Source organism: Croceivirga lutea, from assembly GCF_014235875.1.
Classification (GTDB): Bacteria; Bacteroidota; Bacteroidia; order Flavobacteriales; family Flavobacteriaceae; genus Croceivirga; species Croceivirga lutea.
Genome location: NZ_JACJUK010000009.1, coordinates 106,157 through 126,828 on the forward strand (window position 1 = coordinate 106,157; position 20,672 = coordinate 126,828).

Below are 20,672 nucleotides of genomic sequence, written 5' to 3' on the forward strand. Positions count from 1 at the left end.
ATTAAGCTACAAAAGTACTCAAATAATAGAACAAATTAAAAGTAGCTAAGTACTTGATATCACTAGGAATACCACCTCTCTAAAAATTTCAAAAAACAAAAAATACCAGTAAAACAACAGGAACGGTCTATTTCACAACATTTTGTAAACATTACCCTTAAAAGGTATGTTAATTAGCGAAGAATTATGTTAAAAAAGGTGTTTGCTATTAAGGTGAGCACCAAAACATATGTTCAAACTAAGTAAACAATAACCAAACTTTAAAAAGGGATGCATAAAAAACCAAGTCGAAAATTAGAATTGAAAAATTCCTCAATTACTCCCCAATTGATTTTTAGAACATTGGTTTTTCCCCTAAATAAAATTCGTATGAAAGTTGCTACGTTCAACACGCTAAAAGCTTATAGTTTTATACTTCTCTTATTTTTTAGTTGTTTTAAAACATTAGGTAATTCCCATTTCTCAAAAACGGTAATAGGTAATGAGCACGACCCTACTATTGTTGAGAAACTGGTAAAACCTACAACAGATAAAAATACATTTGTAGGTGATGTTCAATTTAGTTCGCCCAATTATACTATTGACGAAGATGGAGGTAGTTTAACTGTAGAGGTAACCTATGTAGGTCCTGACCAAGCCGCATTTACTATTGATTATGCAACCTTAGATAATACGGCAATAGCAGGTACAGACTATACAGCAACCTCTGGTACACTTTCGTTTTCTGGTACAGCAGAAACCCTTTCTTTTAGTGTTCCAATTTTAGACAATACCTTTTTAAATGCAGAGAAAGAATTTCAAATAGACCTTAGTAATATTTCAGAACCAACTATTACTGTTAGCCAGTCTACTACAGTAGCAATTATAAATGATAACGAGCTAACACCAACTACAGGTTTATCAGTTTCTGACTTTTCAGTTGATGAGAGTACAGCAACAGCATTATTTACTATAAGTTACAGCGGTGCAACTGTAGAAGATGCTTTTACAGTTGATTATGTTATTGCAGATGGTACAGCGACTTCTGGTACAGATTATACAGCTACACTAACAGGTCAACTTTCTTTTTTGGCAAATACAATAGATGGCGATTTTCAAACTGTTTCAGTAAACCTAATAGATGACTTGGATATTGAGGGAGATGAAACACTCACCTTAACCATTTCTAATACCAATCCAAATTATATTCCTATAGTAACTGCAATAGGAACGGGAACAATTTCAGATAACGACAGCAATGCTGGAACAGGGATCGCTGTTGATAATATCACGGTTAATGAAGCTGATGGCACTTTTGATTTTTCTATTTATTATACAGGTAATGATGTTCAAGATGCCTTTACGGTAGATTATGTAATTACTGATGGCTCTGCAACTTCGGGTACAGATTATACCGCTACCCTATCTGGGCAAATTACGTTCCCAGCGGGTACTGCTGATACAGATACGCAAACAGTCACTATTACACTAATAGATGATACTGATATTGAAAGTGATGAAATCTTAACCATAGATTTATCCAACATTTCACATTCGGCGCTCAATATTTTAGATGCCAATGCAATCGCCACCATTACGGATAATGACCCCACAGTAACCGATGAAATTAGTGTTGCTGATTTTTCTATAGACGAAGCTGCTGGTACAGCTTCTTTTGTGGTTACCTACACAGGTACTAATGGGCAAGCTGCTTTTACTTTAGATTACACCATTACAGATGGTTCTGCCATTTCTGGCTCTGATTACTCAGCTACCTTAACTGGTCAAGTAAGTTTCCCTACCGGAACTAACAGCGGTGACCAACAAGCTGTTGTAGTTACTTTAACTGACGATGCCCTTATCGAAGGTGATGAAGATTTAACATTTACACTAGCTAATAGTTCAAACCCAGCAATTACCATAGTAGATGCAAGTGCTACAGGTACCATTACTGATAATGATACTACCCCTGGTACGGGAGTTTCCGTGGCTGATTTCTCAGTTGATGAAGCAGCAGGTACTGTTGACTTTGTAGTTACCTACACTGGTAATGATGTTCAAGATGCCTTTACCGTTGATTATCTTATTTCTGATATTTCTACAACTTCGGGTACAGATTATACCGCTACCCTATCTGGGCAAATTACGTTCCCAGCGGGTACTGCTGATACAGATACGCAAACAGTCACTATTACACTAATAGATGATACTGATATTGAAAGTGATGAAATCTTAACCATAGATTTATCCAACATTTCACATTCGGCGCTCAATATTTTAGATGCCAATGCAATCGCCACCATTACGGATAATGACCCCACAGTAACCGATGAAATTAGTGTTGCTGATTTTTCTATAGACGAAGCTGCTGGTACAGCTTCTTTTGTGGTTACCTACACAGGTACTAACGGGCAAGCTGCTTTTACCTTAGATTATACCATTACTGATGGTTCTGCCATTTCTGGCTCTGATTACTCAGCTACCTTAACTGGTCAAGTAAGTTTCCCTACCGGAACTAACAGCGGTGACCAGCAAGCTGTTGTAGTTACTTTAACTGACGATGCCCTAATTGAAGGTGATGAAGATTTAACACTTACACTAGCTAATAGTTCAAACCCAGCAATTACCATAGTAGATGCAAATGCTACGGGTACCATTACTGATAATGATACTACCCCTGGCACGGGAGTTTCCGTGGCTGATTTTTCAGTTGATGAAGCAGCAGGTACTGTTGACTTTGTAGTTACCTACACTGGTAACGATGTGCAAGATGCCTTTACCGTTGATTATCTTATTTCTGATATTTCTACAACTTCGGGTACAGATTATACCGCTACCCTATCTGGGCAAATTACATTCCCAGCAGGTACTGCTGATACAGATACACAAACTGTAACTATTACTATAACAGATGATACCGATGTAGAAGGTGACGAATCTTTAGACTTTACACTTTCTAATATTTCCAATACATTACTAAACATTCTTGATGCTTCGGCTACGGGTACTATTACAGATAATGACCCTGCTATTGCTGATGAAATTAGTGTTGCTGATTTTTCTATAGACGAAGCTGCTGGTACAGCTTCTTTTGTGGTTACCTACACAGGTACTAACGGGCAAGCTGCTTTTACCTTAGATTATACCATTACCGATGGTTCTGCCATTTCTGGCTCTGATTACTCAGCTACCTTAACTGGTCAAGTGAGTTTCCCTACCGGAACTAACAGCGGTGACCAACAAGCTGTTGTAGTTACTTTAACTGACGATGCCCTTATCGAAGGTGATGAAGATTTAACACTTACACTAGCTAATAGTTCAAACCCAGCAATTACCATAGTAGATGCAAATGCTACGGGTACCATTACTGATAATGATACTACCCCTGGCACGGGAGTTTCCGTGGCTGATTTTTCAGTTGATGAAGCAGCAGGTACTGTTGACTTTGTAGTTACCTACACTGGTAACGATGTGCAAGATGCCTTTACCGTTGATTATCTTATTTCTGATATTTCTACAACTTCGGGTACAGATTATACCGCTACCCTATCTGGGCAAATTACATTCCCAGCAGGTACTGCTGATACAGATACACAAACTGTAACTATTACTATAACAGATGATGCAGATGTAGAAGGTGACGAATCTTTAGACTTTACACTTTCTAATATTTCCAATACATTACTAAACATTATTGATGCTTCGGCTACGGGTACTATTACAGATAATGACCCTGCTATTGCTGATGAAATTAGTGTTGCTGATTTTTCTATAGACGAAGCTGCTGGTACAGCTTCTTTTGTGGTTACCTATACTGGTACTAACGGGCAAGCTGCTTTTACTTTAGATTATACCATTACTGACGGTTCTGCCATTTCTGGCTCTGATTACTCAGCTACCTTAACTGGTCAAGTAAGTTTCCCTACCGGAACTAACAGCGGTGACCAGCAAGCTGTTGTAGTTACTTTAACTGACGATGCCCTTATCGAAGGTGATGAAGATTTAACACTTACACTAGCTAATAGTTCTAACCCAGCAATTACCATAGTAGATGCAAGTGCTACAGGTACCATTACTGATAATGATACTACCCCTGGCACGGGAGTTTCCGTGGCTGATTTCTCAGTTGATGAAGCAGCAGGTACTGTTGACTTTGTAGTTACCTACACTGGTAATGATGTTCAAGATGCCTTTACCGTTGATTATCTTATTTCTGATATTTCTACAACTTCGGGTACAGATTATACCGCTACCCTATCTGGGCAAATTACCTTCCCAGCAGGTACTGCTGATACAGATACACAAACTGTAACTATTACTATAACAGATGATACCGATGTAGAAGGTGACGAATCTTTAGACTTTACACTTTCTAATATTTCCAATACATTACTAAACATTATTGATGCTTCGGCTACAGGTACTATTACAGATAATGATGTGGCTACGAGCGGTAGCGTTTCAGTTGCAGATTTTAGCGTTAATGAAAATTCAGGAACAGTTGATTTCGTAGTAACCTATACTGGAATCACCGTTGCAACCCCATTTACATTTGATTATGTTATAGCAGATGGTACTGCTAATTCTGGTTCAGATTACGCCGTAACCTTAACAGGTCAAATATCATTTCCAGCAGGCACTAATGATGGTGACCAACAAGTTGTTACCGTTACTTTAGTAGATGATGCTGTCGTGGAAACTGATGAAACTTTTGACATCACCATTTCTAATAGTTCAACAGCTTTAGTAACCATTGCTGACGGTACGGGTACAGGAACCATTTTAAATGACGACGTAAGCGGTACTGTTGAATTTTTCAACACCAATGTTACATTTACCGAAGGTACAGACCCTGATGCTATAGTAACCATAAGTTATAATGGAACTATTGGTCCAGGACAATTTGTAGATTTTGACATTAATTCTGTTGAAGGAACAGCCACAGAAGGTATTGATTATGGTGGAGGTTCGCTTTCGCATCGTTTTGATGATTCTAATTTTGGCACACCTATCAGCATTATTATCCCCTTAGCAGATGACACTACAATTGAAAGTGATGAAGATTTTCAAATTGAATTATCAAACTTAACAACAAACATTCCAGGAGGGGTTGCATTTGCAAACGGTCAACCTACTTATAGTGCAACTGTTACTATAAACGACAATGATTCTAGTACAGTTGAAATAATTAATGGGCCCGTAATTGTAACTGAAGGTACCGACACTTTTGCTAGATTCACCGTAGTTTACAATGGAACTCTAACTGGATTGAATTTTGTAAGATTTGATTGGTCCACACTTGACGGCACTGCAGAAGATGGCACCGATTATGTTGGAGACTCTGGGTTTCTATTATATGGTGCAATCGGAGGTTATACAAGAACTATTGATATTGATATTACTGATGATGCGGTAATTGAATCTGCTGAAGAGTTTCAATTAATATTAACCAATTTAACCTCAAGTGTTGGTGCTCAATTTGATAATGGCCAACCTTCTTACCCTGCAACCGCAACGCTAAATGATAATGATAGCGGTCCTTCAAACGGAGTATCAGTTGCTGATTTTACGGTAGATGAAGATGCAGGCACTGCTAATTTTGTTGTTACTTATAATGGTAATGAAGTACAAGATGCATTTACTGTTGATTATACTATAACAGATGTCAGCACAGTTTCTGGTACTGATTACACAGCTACATTAACTGGACAAGTTGCTTTCCCAGCGGGTACTGAAGATGGTGACGAACAAAATATTGTGGTTACCATTACAGATGATACCTTTTTAGAAGAAGTTGAAACCTTAGAAGTTACCTTATCTAATTTATCAACTACGCTAATAAATATTTTAGATGCTGATGCCACAGGTACAATTAATGATAATGACTCAACCCCGACCACTGGCTTATCAGTATTAGATTTTACGGTAAATGAAAATGCGGTATCAACCGTATTTAATGTGGTTTATAATGGAGCTACCACGCAAAACAGCTTCACTGTTGACTATGTAATTACTGATGGTTCTGCCAATATAGGTTCAGACTATAATACTGTAGCTAGTGGAACTTTATCATTTCCTGCAAGTACTGATGATGGCGATGCTCAGAGTATTAGTGTTTCTATGATTGATGACACCTTAATTGAAGGTAATGAAGATTTAACTTTTACGCTTTCCAATATTTCCACCAGTATTATAAATCTTGTTGATGCTGATGGCTTAGGTACTATCATTGATAATGAAATTGCGAATGCTTCAACTGGAGTTTCTATTGCTGATTTCACTGTAGATGAGGCTATAGGTACTGTTGATTTTGTGGTTTCTTACAACGGAGCTACGGTGCAAGATGCCTTTACCGTTGACTATGCTATTACTGACGGTACAGCAAATTCAGGTAGCGATTATAATGCTACATTAACTGGCCAATTGGCTTTTCCTGCAGGAACTACTTCTGGTGACCAACAAACCGTTACCGTAACTATTATCGATGATACCGCCATTGAAGGAGACCAAGATTTAAATGGTACGCTTTCTAATTTATCTACAACCTTAATCAATATTGTTGATGCCAATGGTGTAGGTACTATTACTGATAATGATGTGGCTACGCCAACTACAGGTTTAACTGCCGCTGATTTTAGCGTAGATGAAAGCATTGGAACAACAAACTTTGTAGTTACCTATAATGGCGCTACTATTGAACAAGCCTTTACGGTTGATTATACGATTACTGATGGTTCTGCCAATTCAGGTACTGATTACACAGCTACATTAACTGGGCAATTAACTTTCCCTGCCGGTACTGCTGATGGTGACCAACAAAATATTGCGGTTACAATTTCAGAAGATACCGTTATCGAAGGGGATGAAACTATTGATTTTGTATTATCCGGATTGTCTACAACATTAATTAATCTTGTAGATGCCAATGCAACAGGTACTATTCAAGATAATGATGTCGCAACACCTACAACTGGGGTTTCGGCAGCAGACTTTACGGTAGATGAAGATGCAGGCACGGTAAACTTTGTGGTTACCTATAACGGAGCTACAATTCAAGATGGGTTTACGGTTGACTATGCAATCACTGATGTTACCACAACCTCAGGAAGTGATTATACCGCTACCCTTACAGGGCAGCTTAGCTTCCCGGCAGGTACTACTGATGGTGACCAACAAAATGTGAGTTTGGCAATTATTGATGATAACTTATTAGAAGAAAATGAAACTGTAGACTTTACGCTTTCAAATCTGTCTACAACCCTAATCAATATAGTGGATGCTGACGCATCAGGAACAATAAATGACAACGATTCGTCACCAACGACTGGACTATCAGTATTAGATTTTACGGTAAATGAAAATGCATTAAATACTAACTTCACTGTAGTGTATAGTGGAGCAACAACACAGAATAGTTTTACCGTAGACTATGTAATTACCGATGGTTCTGCTAGTATAGGTTCAGACTATAATACTGTAGCTAGTGGAACTTTAACTTTCGCAGCAAACACAACTAATGGGAACTCTAGAAATGTTGCAGTTTCATTATTAGATGACACTCTTTTAGAAGGAAACGAAGATTTAACTATAACCCTTTCAAACGTTTCAACAGCAAACATAAATTTAGTTGATGCTGATGGCTTAGGTACTATCATTGATAATGAAATTGCAAATGCTTCAACTGGTGTCTCTATTGCTGATTTCACTGTAGATGAAGCTATAGGTACTGTTGATTTTGTGGTTTCTTACAACGGAGCTACGGTGCAAGATGCCTTTACCGTTGACTATGCTATTACTGACGGTACAGCAAATTCAGGTAGCGATTATAATGCAACATTATCAGGCCAATTGGCTTTTCCTGCAGGAACTACCTCTGGTGACCAACAAACCATTACCGTAACTATTATCGATGATACCGCCATTGAAGGAGACCAAGATTTAAATGGTACGCTTTCTAATTTATCTACCACCTTAATCAATATTGTTGATGCCAATGGTGTAGGTACTATTACTGATAATGATGTGGCTACGCCAACTACTGGTTTAACTGCCGCTGATTTTAGCGTAGATGAAAGCATTGGAACAACAAACTTTGTAGTTACCTATAACGGCGCTACTATTGAACAGGCCTTTACGGTTGATTATACGATTACTGATGGTTCTGCCAATTCGGGTACTGATTACACAGCTACATTAACTGGGCAATTAACTTTCCCTGCCGGTACTGCTGATGGTGACCAACAAAATGTTGCGGTTACAATTTCAGAAGATACCGTTATCGAAGGGGATGAAACTATTGATTTTCTATTATCCGGATTGTCTACAACATTAATTAATCTTGTAGATGCCAATGCAACAGGTACTATTCAAGATAATGATGTGGCAACACCTACAACTGGGGTTTCGGCAGCAGACTTTACGGTAGATGAAGATGCAGGCACGGTAAACTTTGTGGTTACCTATAACGGAGCTACAATTCAAAATGGGTTTACGGTTGACTATGCAATCACTGATGTTACCACAACCTCAGGAAGTGATTATACCGCTACCCTTACTGGGCAACTTAGTTTCCCGGCAGGTACTGCTGATGGTGACCAACAAAATGTGAGTTTGGCTATTGCAGATGATAACATTTTAGAAGGAACTGAAACCGTAGACTTTACGCTTTCAAACCTGTCAACTACAGTTATAAATATCGTAGATGGAAATGCAGTCGGAACTATAAACGATAACGAAGCTACAGCAGGCACAGGAGTATCTGCAGCAGATTTTACGGTTAATGAGAACGGTTTAACTGCTCAATTTGAACTTTTTTACAGCGGAGCAACAGTACAAGATGCTTTTACGGTAGATTACACTATAACTAATGGCTCTGCAGTTTCTGGAACCGATTTTAATGCAACCCTTACAGGTACAGTAACTTTCCCAGCTGGAACCACAAATGGTGACTCTAGAACTGTAACTGTAACAATAATTGATGATGCTAGAATTGAGGGTAACGAAGATTTATCAATTACTTTTTCGAATTCTTCATTAGCTGTTGTGCCCATTTTAGATGCAGATGGCTTGGGTACCATTATAGATAATGACGTAGCTACTCCTACCACAGGTCTAACTGTTTCAGATTTTAGCGTAAGTGAATCAATAGGTACGGTAAACTTTGTGGTAAGATATAATGGAGCTACGGTGCAAAATGCCTTTACCGTTGACTATGCTATTACTGACGGTACAGCAAATTCAGGTAGTGATTATACCGCAACTCTGGCTGGTCAATTATCGTTCCCTGCAAACACAACTAATGGTACTCAACGTACAGTAACGCTAACAATTAGTGACGACACCGTAATTGAAGGAACTGAAAACCTTAATTTTCAATTAAGTAATCTTTCCAATTCTTTAATCAATTTGGTAGATCCAAATGCTGTAGGAACTATTACTGATAATGATATTAAAACACCAACTACTGGTATCTCTGTAGCAGATTTTACAGTAGACGAGGCTGTTGGTACAACAAATTTTGTAGTTACCTATAACGGTGCTGATGTTGAAGATGAATTTACGGTTAACTACAGTATTACAGATGGTTCCGCAAATTCTGGTTCAGATTATTCTGCAACTTTGGCAGGTCAAATAACATTCCCAGCGGGTACAACAAATGGAGACCTACAAAATGTTGCGGTTACTATTACTGATGATGCCTTCATTGAAGGAGATGAAGATTTAGACATTACACTTTCAGGATTATCTACTACTTTAATCAATCTTGTAGATGGCAATGCAACGGGTACTATTCAAGATAATGATTTAATTACTCCAACCACAGGTTTAACTGTTGCTGACTTTAGTGCAAATGAAAGTGTTGGAACAGTAGATTTTGTAGTAACCTACAACGGAGCTAGCATTCAAAATTCATTCACTGTTGACTATAGCATTTTTAATGGTACAGCCGCTTCAGGTAGTGACTATACCGCCACACTTTCAGGGCAATTAACTTTCCCAGCGGGTACTGTAGATGGTGACCAACAAACGGTAACAGTTACCATTTTAAACGATGGTACCATTGAAGGTGATGAAGATTTTCGTTTAGAATTAGCTAACCTTTCTAATCCATCACTAAACTTAGTTGATTCAGAAGGTGTTGGAACAATATTAGATGATGATATTGCAAATGCTTCAACTGGTATATCTGTACTAGATTTTTCAGTTAATGAAAGTGCTGGTACCATTAACATGGTAGTTACTTATAGCGGAGCAACGGTGCAAAATTCATTTACAGTAGATTATGTAATTGCAGATGATTCTGCTATACATGGTGTAGATTACAATACAGTTCAATCAGGGCAATTAGTTTTCCCAAATAATACTTCTAATGGTAATCAACAGTTGGTATCTGTTGCCATTCTTGAGGATACTTTAATCGAAGGCAATGAAAATGTGACCATCACACTTTCTAATCTTTCAACCACATTAGTTAACCTCATTGATGCTAATGGTATTGGAACTATTAATGATAATGACACAGCTTTACCTTCCACTGGTTTATCAGTATCTGATTTTACCGTTAATGAAAATGTGGCAACAGCTGACTTTATTGTTACGTATAACGGAGCAACGGTACAAGATGAATTTACTGTTGATTATGCTATTACAGACGGTTCAGCAAATTCAGGTATTGATTATAATGGTACACTTTCTGGCACCTTAACCTTTGCTGCAGGTACCACAGATGGTACGCAACAAAATATTTCAGTTTCCATTACTAACGATGCTTTAATTGAAGGTGATGAAGATGTAGACTTTACCCTTTCAAACTTATCTACAACTTTATTAAATCTTGTGGATGCAACAGGAGTTGGAACAATCATAGATGACGATACAGCAACACCAACAACAGGTATTTCTGTGGCTGATTTCACAGTTGATGAAAGCGTTGGTAGCACCCAATTTGTAGTTACCTACAATGGAGCAACCTTACAAGATGGATTTACAGTAGATTACGAAATCACAGATATTTCAACAACTTCTGGTAATGATTACAGCGCAACCTTAACTGGTCAATTAACTTTCCCAGCGGGTACTGCAGATGGTGACCAACAAACAATTCCTGTAACAATTAATGAAGACACATTTATAGAACAAAATGAGAGCCTAAACATTCAGCTTTCTAATTTATCATCATTGTTGATAAACACTGTTGATGGGCAAGCTTTAGGTACTATTAATGATAATGATAATAATGCAACTACAGGTATTGATTTTACTAGCTTGGCGGTATCTTCTAATGAAGGTGACCCAGGAGACACAGTTAATGCAATTTTCACCATAACATTTAATGGTGATGTAGACGCTGGCGAAAATATAGAAGTTGATTATTTAGTGAATAACGGTACTGCATTTAACTCTACTGATTTTACTGCAAGTCCTACAGTTACAACCTTAGTTTTCAACAATGTTGTAAAAACACATAATGTTATTATTCCTATTATAAACGATAATGTAATTGAGCTTACAGAGAGCTACAATTTTGACCTTGTAGCCATACGTTCTAATGTTGGTATTCAATTATTAAATAATAGAGCGGTAGGTACAATTAATGATGACGATGGTGGTGGTTTATCTATTGCTGGTTTTAATGTTGTAGAGCAAAGCACTGTTAGAAACTTCGAAATTACCTATAACGGTGATACAACACCTGGTGGTTTCACTATTGATTATGTTGTAACAGATGGTACAGCAGCTTCAGGTGATGATTATACTGTTGCTGTTGCATCTGGTACCCTAACATTTACGGGTAATAATGGTGAAGTTAGGTCTGTACCAATTACTATTCTTGAAGATTCATTTATAGAATTTGATGAAACTTTAGAAATAACTATATCTAATCCTAGTAATCCTCAAGTAGGTATTTCTAGCAATACAGCAACCGGTATTATTGGCAACAATGACAGTGGTTCTATTGCAATTACAGGATTTACTGTTGATGAAATTTTTACTACTGAAAACTTTGAATTCACCTATACTGGAGACCCGGTACAAGGTGGTTTTGCAGTGAATTATCAAATTGTAGATGTTACCACTTCTACTGGAAATGATTATACCGTTTCTTCACAAACAGGCACGTTAAATTTCACTGGCACAGATGGGCAAGTGATACAGGTTCCTGTAGATATATTACAAGATGCCATTATTGAAGGTAATGAAAACCTTCGTATAGAAATCACTGGAATTACCCCAAGCTTTATTGGCATTACAAATGCCTCTGCAGTAGGAACCATACTCGATATTGACCACCAGCCAACTGCAGAAGATGACTCTTTTGTGGTATTCCGTGACCAATCAAACAAGGTATTAGATGTATTACCAAATGACGATTATGGTTTTGATGGACCAGCAGCTGTAAACGCATTGCAAATTGTAAGTCCTCCATCAAATGGTACACTTACTGTTAATAATAATGGTACACCAGGTAATCCTTTAGATGATTATTTTGATTACCAACCTAACCCTTCATTTAATGGTTATGATTCTTTTATTTATCAAATAGTAGATTCAAACGGTTCAACAGTATCCGCTACGGCATACTTGTATATTAATGATACTAACCTTAAAAAGGATTTTGAAATTCGTTTTCAGGGGAACGTGCATGGTGACTTTACCATGATTGCAAACAACGTTTTATCTAGAAATGCTACGGCAGATTATAACGGTGGTGCTGGTAACCACAATTTTAATGACAACGTATTTGTTGATATTGATTCTGACCCAACAACATTTAACTCAACAAGAGCAAATTTAGCTAACCCAGAACCAACCTTAAGCTGTCTTAATATTGAAAGAGCCTATATCTATTGGGCTGCTGCTGATAAACCTTATGGTGTAGATGGGTTTGGTTTAACTACTGGTACAGGAAATACAGCTGATGAACCAACGTGGAATTTTAATGAAATTAAATTAATGTTACCTGGTCAGTCGAGCTATACAACAATTGCAGCTGACGAAGTGCTTTATAGAGGAAGAGATGAAGGTTTCCAAAATGACCCATATGTCTGTGTTAAAGATATAACTGCCGAAGTTAATGCTTTGGCTACTCCATTCGGGAACTATCAAGTAGGTAATATTAAGGCTACAGAACTAGATTTGTACTCCTATTCTGGTAGTCATACAGGTACCTCTGGTGGATGGCAAATAGTATTTGTTTATGAAAACATTTCTCTAGACCCTAAAAACATTACACTTTACGATGGTTACGTTCACACATACGCTTCTAATGGTGAAGGTGAAACAGAATTTAACTTTAGTGGATTCCAAACTATTCCCGCTGGTAATGTAAATACCGGAATGATTATAGGTTCCTTAGAGGGTGACCAAGATTTAGGTGGAGACCAATTATTGATTAATGATACAAGTAGTAATTGGACCAACATCTCTACACCAATGAGAGCTGCCAATAACTTCTTTAACAGCCGTATTACTATTGACGGACTTGATTATACCGATAGGTCACCTGCAAGTACCAACACACTTGGTTACGACGCGGCTAAATTCCAACTAAATAACTCAGGAAATTCTTTAATTGGAAATGACCAAACTTTTGCCCGATTTAAAATTACAACAGACCAAGAATCTTATGGTTTATACTTAATGGGTATGAGTGTTGATGTGTACCAACCAAGTTTAGGTGCGCTAAGTTTAACAGCTAACGCCACCGGCCCATTTAACGCTGGTGACATTGTTCCTTTAAGTTTAGATGTTACTAACTCTGGTAATGATGACATTATCAACTTAAGTATAAGCACAGTAATCCCTGATGAAGCTGAATTTGTGGGAGTTGGTACACTACCTGCGGGAGTTACACACAATTATGATAGTGCTACAAGAACGTTAGAATTCACATCTCAAGATGGTATTACCAATATGGGTGATAGTTACCAGTTAGATTTTGACATTCAATTAAAAGACCAGTGCTATTTCTTAGAAACGGCATGTTCTGCGAGTTTTGAAGTTCAAGCTACTGCCTCATTTAGTGGTACTACGAATACTGATATGATTGTATCTACCAGTTCTGGTACAACAGATGCTTGTGGTATTGGTGAATACGACCCAACAATTATTGATGTGCAGCAACCTGCTCAAGTTAATTGGGCTACTGTTGTTGGTAGTTTAGACAGAACTATTTCTTGTGATAACATTACACAATACAATGCAGCACAAGCACTAGAGCCAGTACCTGCAATTTGTAGCTTTACTGTAGTAAAAGTTCCTGGTTCTTTTGTACAATCTGCTTCATGTCCGTCTGAAGGTACTTATACCAATGTTTGGACCTTTACTGATGCTTGTGGTAGAGTTAGTGATACGTATACACAAGTAATCACTGTTGAGGATAATGCAGCGCCAACATTTAATGAATCGTTACCAGCTGATAGTTTTGCTGCTTATGATAATGTACCTGCACCTCAAACATTAACTGCTAATGACAACTGTGATACCAATGCAACAGTAAACTTTAGCGAGTCCTATATTGGAGATAATTCTGGTACAGATTATACTATTGTAAGAACTTGGTCTACAACAGATTGTGCTGGTAATAACAGAATGCATACACAAAATATTTTCGTTACTGAAAATGGAGCTGCTATAGGTGTTGCTATTAATGATATTACGGTTAATGAAATTGATGGTACTGCAACACTAGAAGTAACCAATACAGGTAATGTTACTGGCGGTTATACCGTAACATTTAGCACAGCAAATGGCTCTGCTCAACAACCAGGTGATTATACTTCTGATTCAGGTACATTAACCTTTACAGGTAATCATAATGAAGTTCGTACCATTACTATTGCAATTGGTAATGATAACTTAATTGAACCTACTGAAGATTTTACCGTTAATATTGCCAATGGTACAAATACGCCAACAATAAATAAATCTGCAGGTGTTATTACCATTTTAGATAATGACAATGTAGTTGGTACTGGTGTTTCTTTCGATTCAAACAGTATAACAGTAACTGAAGGTACAGATACTTTTGCAAGATTTACGGTAACGTTCACAGGTAATATTGCCCCAGGAGAAAATGTAACTTTCGATTATAATACCTCTGATGGCTCTGCTGAAGAACCTGCAGATTACCTAGAAATAACAGGAACTGGAGTATTTACTTCATCGACCAATACGGTATTCATAGATGTTCCAATTATAGATGATAATGTTATTGAACAAACAGAAAATTTAATTGTTCTGTTAACCAATGTACAATCTAATATTGGTGTAGGTTTTGTAAATGGACAACCAGCGAATACGGCAACGGCTAATATTTTAGATAATGATAATCAACCAGGTGTTACCGGTTTATCATTCCAAGGTGACCCCGTAATTGTAAATGAAGCTGATGGTACCGCTACTGTTATAGTTGAGCTTACTGGTAACGTTCAGGGTGGTTTTTCAGTTGATTATAACTCCGCCAACAATAATGCTGAGGCAGGTTCTGATTACTCAGCAGTTACAGGCACTTTAAACTTTGCTGGTAACGATGGTGAGTCATACCCAATAACAATTCCGATTATTGATGATAACGTAATTGAAGCAACAGAGGATTTATTTGTAAATCTTTCGAACTTATCAACCAGCTTAATAGCTATAAACGATAACCAGGCAGTTGTTCAAATTATAGATAATGATAACACTCCTGGAACAAATGGTATTTCTTTCCAGAATAATCCAATTACCGTAAATGAAGCAGACGGAACAGCGACTATTAATGTTTTACTTAATGGTAATGTTCAAGGCGGCTTCACATTAGACTACGTTACAAGAGATGATAGTGCTGATGCTGGTTCAGATTATAATACCGTTTCTGGCACACTCACTTTTGCGGGTAATGATGGTGAAATACAACAGGTGGTAATCCCAATTTTAGATGATAATATAATTGAAGCCACAGAAAGATTCTACGTTGACCTTTCTAACCTTTCAACAAATCTTATTACTATCAATGATGCTAATGCGAGTGTTGATATTTTAGATAACGATTATATTCCTGGTGTTAATGGTATTTCTTTCCAAAATGATGCTATAACAGTAAATGAAGCAGCTGGCACAGCATCTATCAACGTAGTATTAAATGGTAATGTTCAAGGTGGTTTTGATATAGACTATGCTACAAATGATAATACAGCAGAAGCTGGAACAGATTACACCACTGTTTCTGGAACACTTTCGTTCGCAGGAAACGACGGTGAGGTACAAACCATTACTGTACCAATTATAGATGATAACGTAATTGAAGCAACAGAAAGATTATTTGTAAATCTATCTAATTTATCTACTACATTAATTACCATTAATGATAATCAAGCAACAGTTGATATTATTGATAACGATAATATACCAGGTACTACAGGTATCACCTTTGAGAATGATGCAATTGTAGTTGATGAAGCAGTTGGTATTGCCACAATCAATGTTTTATTAACAGGTAATGTTCAAGGAGGATTTGATGTAGATTACACCACAAATGACAATACCGCTATTTCTGGTGATGACTATACTACAAGTTCAGGCAGACTAAGTTTTGCGGGTACAGATGGTGAAATTCAAACCATTAGTGTTCCGATTATAGATGATAATAATATCGAGCCTACAGAACAGTTATTTATTGATTTATTTAATTTATCAACTCCATTAATTACGATTAATGATGCTCAAGGCACTGTTGATATAACAGATAATGATAATATTCCTGGTACAACTGGTATTTCTTTCCAAAATGATGCAGTTTCAGTAAGTGAAGATGACGGTACTGCTACTATAGATGTATTGTTAACAGGTAACGTTCCAGGTGGTTTCACTATAGATTTTACCACAAATAATAATACAGCTATTGCTGGTTTAGATTATACCACCACAAATGGCACGTTAACTTTTGCTGGTACCGATGGTGAAATTCAATCTATCACTGTTCCAATAACCGATGATAATATTATTGAAGCTACAGAGCAGCTATTAGTAGACCTTTCCAATTTAAGTACTTCATTAATTGCAATTAATGATTCGCAAGGTACTATTGACATTCTAGACAATGATGCTATTGCAGGCACAGGTATTGCTTTTGATAATGCTAATGTTACGGTAAACGAAGCTGACGGTACAATGACATTTGATGTTCGTTTAACAGGAAATGTTCAAGGTGGATTTACAGTAAATTACACAACAGCTGATGGTTCGGCAGTTGAACCATCAGATTATACAGAAACTTCTGGAACCTTAACTTTTGCGGGTACAGATGGTGAGGTTCATAGTATTACTGTTCCAATCAATGATGATAACGTAATTGAAGCTACAGAAAATCTAACCGTTACCCTTTCAGGTTTATCAACTACTTTAATAGGAGTTAACGGTCCGTCAAACGCTAATGGAAACATTATTGACAACGATGCAAACCCAGGAGTTACAGGTATAAGTTTTGATAATAGCAACGTAACTGTGAACGAAGCTGATGGCACTATGACCTTCGATGTGGTGCTAAACGGTAATGTTCAAGGTGGATTTTCTGTAGATTATGCGACAGCTGATGGCAGTGCAAATCAACCAAATGATTATACCCAAACCTCTGGAACCTTAACGTTTGTTGGTAACAATGGTGAGGTACATACCATTACTGTGCCTATAATCGATGATACACTTATTGAACCTACAGAAGACTTAACAGTTTCGCTTTCAAATCTATCAACAACCTTAATAGGTGTTAACGGCCCAACAACTGCCACTGGTAATATTTTAGATAATGATGCTATTGCAGGTACCGGTATTGCCTTTGATAACGATAATGTTACCGTTAACGAAGCTGATGGCACCATGACATTTGATGTTGTTTTAACAGGTAATGTTCAAGGTGGATTTAGTGTAGATTTTGCCACAGCTGACGGTACTGCAAATGAACCTAGTGATTATACAGAAACTATAGGCACATTAACCTTTACAGGAACAGATGGTGAAGTACAAACAATTACGACACCTATCATTGATGATACATTAATTGAACCTACAGAAGACTTAACGGTTTCACTTTCTGGTTTATCTACTACCTTAATTGGAATTAATGGCCCAACTACGGCTACTGGTAATATTTTAGATAATGATGCTGTTGCAGGAACCGGTATTAGCTTTGATAATACCAATGTAACCGTTAATGAAGCCGATGGTACTATGAACTTTGATGTAGTACTTACCGGAAATGTTCAAGGTGGATTTACCGTTGATTATGCCACAACAGATGGCACAGCTAATGAACCAGGTGACTACACAGAAACTATTGGCACCTTAACTTTTGTGGGTACTGATGGTGAAGTGCAAACTATATCAATTCCAATTTTGGATGATGATATTATTGAACCTACTGAAGACTTAATAGTTTCACTTTCTGGTTTATCTACTACTTTAATTGGAATTAACGGTCCTTCATCTGCAACTGGTAATATTCTTGACAACGATAACACACCTGGTGTTACCGGTATAAGTTTCGATAGTGATAACGTAACGGTGAATGAAGCTGACGGCACCATAACCTTTAATGTAACCTTAACAGGCAATGTTCAGGGCGGCTTTAGTGTTGATTATGCTTCTGCAGATGGTAGTGCAAATCAACCTTCTGATTATACTGCAACAATAGGTACGTTGAACTTCATTGGAACTAACGGAGAAACATATCCAATTACCATTCCTATTGTAGATGATGATATTATTGAAGCAACAGAAAACTTCACTGTATCCTTATCAGGTTTAACTACCACCTTAATCGGTATTAATGGTCCTTCAACTGCAACCGGAAATATCATAGATAATGATGCTACACCTGGAGTAACAGGTATACGTTTCGACAGTGACAATGTAACTGTAAACGAAGCTGATGGCACCATGACATTTGATGTTACCTTAACTGGTAACGTTCAAGGCGGATTTACCGTTGATTATGCAACAACAGATGGTACAGCTAATGAACCATTCGATTATACGGATACTACAGGTACACTAACCTTTGTAGGTACAGATGGCGAATCTCATAGTATTACTGTTCCTGTAGTCGATGATGATTTAATTGAACCTACAGAAGATTTAACAGTGGCACTTTCTGGTCTTAGCACCACCTTGATAACTATAAATGGCCCTTCAACAGCCACAGGTAATATTATAGATAATGATGCTACGCCAGGTGTAACAGGTATTAGTTTTGACAATACAAATGTCACCGTAAACGAAGCCGATGGTACCATGAATTTTGACGTAGTTCTAAACGGTAATGTACAAGGTGGATTTGCCGTTGATTATGCTACAACCAATGGCAGCGCGGCTGAACCAGGTGATTACACAGAAACTATTGGCACATTAAACTTTGTAGGTACTAATGGTGAGGTTCAGACAATCTCTGTTCCAATTGTAGATGATGATTTAATTGAACCTACAGAAGACTTAACAGTAGCACTTTCTGGTCTTAGCACCACATTAATTACCATAAATGGGCCTACAACAGCCACAGGTAATATTATAGATAATGATGCTACGCCAGGTGTAACAGGTATTCGTTTTGATAGTGATAATGTAACCGTTAACGAGTCTGATGGAACCTTAAACTTTGATGTTGTGCTAACAGGTAATGTTCAAGGTGGCTTCAGTGTAGACTTTGCAACAACTGATGGATCAGCTTTAGAACCATTTGATTATCAAGAAACTATTGGTACATTAAACTTTGTAGGAGTTGATGGTGAAGTGCAAACCATTTCAATTCCGATTTTGGATGATGATTTAATAGAACCTACTGAAGATTTAACAGTATCATTATCTGGCTTATCAACTACTTTAATAACAATCAACGGGCCAACGACTGCTACAGGTAACATCATAGATAATGATGCTACCCCAGGAGTAACAGGTATACGTTTCGATAGTGACAATGTAACTGTGAATGAAGCAGATGGTACCATGACCTTTGATGTTGTGCTAACCGGTAACGTTCAAGGTGGCTTTAGTGTTGATTATGCCACAGCTGACGGCACTGCAAATGAACCTGGTGATTATACAGCAACATCTGGCACACTAGTGTTCACGGGTACAGATGGTGAGACTCAAACAATAACGGTTCCAATTTTTGATGACAATATTATTGAAGCTACAGAGACGTTAACTGTATCATTATCAGGATTGTCAACCACATTGATTACCATTAATGGTTCTTCAACTGCAACCGGCAATATCATTGATAATGACAATATCCCTGGGGTAACTGGTATCAGCTTTGATAATGATAGCGTGGTAGTCAATGAAGGTGATGGTACCGCTACTATAAATGTATTGCTGACAGGTAATGTGCAAGGTGGAGTAACTGTTGATTATACCACTACAGATAATACTGCTGAAGAGGCTTCGGATTATACCCTAACTACTGGTACACTAACCTTTGTGGGTACTGATGGTGAAATTCAGCCGATTACCGTTCCTATTACTGATGATGATATCATTGAAGCTACTGAACAGTTCTTCGTTGACTTGTCAAACCTTGTGACCAACACACCGATTACCATTACAGATAATCAGGCTACTGTTGATATCCTTGATAATGACAATATCCCTGGGGTAACTGGTATCAGCTTTGATAATGATAGCGTGGTAGTCAATGAAGGTGATGGTACGGCTACTAT

The 20,672-nt window shown here is 37.5% G+C and carries 1 protein-coding gene; it reads left to right on the plus strand.

Annotated features, from left to right (window positions below):
* Positions 1 to 369: 369 nt before the first annotated feature.
* Positions 370 to 20,672: beta strand repeat-containing protein (locus H5V42_RS13985; protein WP_185783799.1), on the plus strand; the 20,303-nt coding region annotated here is incomplete at its 3' end.